The organism is Rhodoferax sp. (assembly GCF_018063565.1).
In the GTDB taxonomy this organism is placed as follows: Bacteria; Pseudomonadota; Gammaproteobacteria; order Burkholderiales; family Burkholderiaceae_C; genus Rhodoferax.
The window spans coordinates 1-2,694 of the sequence record NZ_JAGPBB010000187.1 but is presented as its reverse complement, the minus strand read 5'-3'; the positions used below and the strand labels follow the sequence as shown (position 1 = coordinate 2,694).

General features: G+C 58.3%; 1 protein-coding gene. It reads left to right on the top strand.

The features are described from left to right. A partial coding sequence (locus KBF66_RS19430) for a PAS domain S-box protein (RefSeq protein ID WP_296661398.1) occupies nt 1-2,694 on the top strand: 2,694 nt, incomplete at both ends.

Sequence of the window (2,694 nt, the reverse complement as noted above, 5' to 3'; positions counted from 1 at the left end):
GGCAGGTGAGCAAAATTGACGCGATCAAGAGCAGCCTGCTGCGTGACATCTCGGTGTCGGCGCTGGCATTCCGGCAAAGCGTCATTTTGCGCAAGAAAGCCGAGTACGACCTGGGCGAACGGCTCAAAGAGCTGTCCTGCCTTTTTGATGTCAAGGCCATCACCGAAGATTGGCAGCGTGACCTGGACGACATGCTGGGCGCCGTGGCACAGCGCCTACCGGCCGCCATGCGTTACCCCGAGCTCGCTGTGGGTTGGGTCGACTACAAGGGTCAGCGATACGGCAGCCCTGTTGCAGGTGAACACTTGAGCGTGCGCTTTGGTGGTACACCCGAGCAGCCTGACCTTTTGGGCGTCACCTACAGTGCAGCGTTGCCGCTCGACACCGGTGAGGCGTTTCTTGCAGAGGAACAATCCCTGTTTGAAGCCTTGGCCAAACGGCTGCGCGAAGTTCTGGACCGCCGACAGGTCGAGGTGACGCTTTTGCAAGCTGATCGTGCGCTGCGCACCTCCCGGCACTGTAGCCAACTGCTGATTCGTGCCGAAGACGAAGACCAATTGATGCAGGACATCTGCCGCCTGGCGGTTGAGGTTGGTGGCTACCGGATGGCCTGGGTAGGCGTTGCACAGTTCGATGAGGCCCGCACGGTGCGCCCGGTGGCCAGCGCCGGTTTTGATGACAATTACCTGGATACAGCGCAGATTTCCTGGGCAGACGTGGCACGTGGACGAGGAACCACGGGCACCGCCATCCGTGAACGCCGCACCGTGGTCACCCGGGACATTCTGACCAACCCGATACTGGCGCCCTGGCGCGAGGCCGCAATTCAGCGGGGGTACGCAGCGGCCGTCGCGTTGCCCTTGGTAGTCGAGGGCGATCATTGCTTTGGTGCCCTGTGTCTGCACGCCAAAGAGAAAGATGCCTTCACTGACACAGAAGTCGAGCTGCTGGAAGAAATGGCCAACGACCTGTCGTTTGGGTTGCGCACACTACGTACCCGCGCCGCATTCAACGCCAGCCACGTTGAACTGCGCAAGTTGTCCCTGGTGGTTGAACAAAGCCCCAACTCCATCGTGATCACCAACCTGGAGCCCAGCATCGAGTACGTCAACGAGGCCTTTACCCGCAACACCGGGTTCACACGCGACGAAGTACTGGGGAAAAATCCGCGTTTTCTCCAATCGGGCAAAACGCCCGCTACGACCTACCAGGACATGTGGCAAACGCTGCTGGGTGCCAAGACCTGGGTGGGTGAATTCATCAACCACACGCGACAGGGTGAGCAGCAGATCGAGGCAGCCATCATCATGCCGCTGATCCAGAGCGATGGCCAGGTCTCACATTACGTTGCCATCAAGGAAGACATCACAGCCAAGCGGCATCAGGAAGATCAGTTGCGCAAGCTCTACCTTGCGGTGGAACAAAGCCCTGAGAGCATTGTGATTACCGACCTTGATGCTCGCATCGAGTATGTCAATGCTGCATTTCAGCGCGTCACCGGCTACACCCGGGAAGAAGCAATAGGGCTCAACCCGCGTGTTCTCAAGTCTGGCCGCACGCCCAAGACCACCTACGACGACATGTGGGCAACGCTTACGCGCGGCGAAAACTGGCGTGGCGAACTCTATAACCGGCGCAAGGACGGCAGCGAGTATGCGGAGTTTGCCAATATCGCACCGATTCGCCAGCCTGATGGCGCCATCACGCACTATCTGGCCATCAAGGAAGACATCACCGAGAAAAAACGCATGAGTGATGAGCTGGATCGCCATCGCTTGCACCTCGAAGAACTGGTTGCCGAGCGCACCGAGGCATTGGACACTGCTCTGGAGGAGCAAAGCGCACTGTTTGAAACCGCCAGCGTGGGCATTGTCTTGTTACGTAACCGTACTGTGGTGCGCTGGAACCGCACCTTCGATGAGATGCTCGGCTACGCGGTTGGTGAGCAAGTGGGCCAAACCACCCGGCATTGGTACCCGGATGACGCTACGCATGCCGAAGTTGGCCAGAAGCTCAACGACGGGGTCGCACGGGGCGAATTTGAACTGGTGCGCAAAGATGGCAGCCGCTTATGGGCGCGCATGGCGGGGCGGCACATTGACGCAGATGACCAAACCAAGGGCATGGTCGCCATCGTGGAAGATATTTCCGAAGAGCGTGCCGCGCTGGTCGAAATCCAGATAGCGCGAGCAGCCGCCGAATCTGCCAACCGCAGCAAGAGCGAGTTTCTGGCCAACATGAGCCATGAAATCCGTACGCCCATGAACGCCATCATCGGCATGAGCCACCTGGCACTGCAAACCGCCCTGGACAAAAAGCAACGCAATTACATTGAGAAAGTGCACCGCGCCGGCGAAAATCTGCTGGGCATCATCAACGACATCCTTGATTTTTCAAAAATCGAGGCTGGCAAGATGAGCATGGAGTCCGTCAACTTCAATCTGGAAGACGTGATGGACAACCTGGCCAATCTGGTTGGTATGAAAACCGAGGACAAAGGGCTGGAGTTGCTCTTTAGCACCGCCCCGGATGTGCCCACGGCCCTGATGGGCGACGCTTTGCGCCTCGGCCAAGTCCTGATCAACCTGGGTAACAACGCTGCCAAATTTACCGAAACCGGTGAAATCGTGGTCGGCATCGACAAGGTGACTGACTTTGACGATGGCGTGGAGCTGCATTTTTGGGTGCGCGACA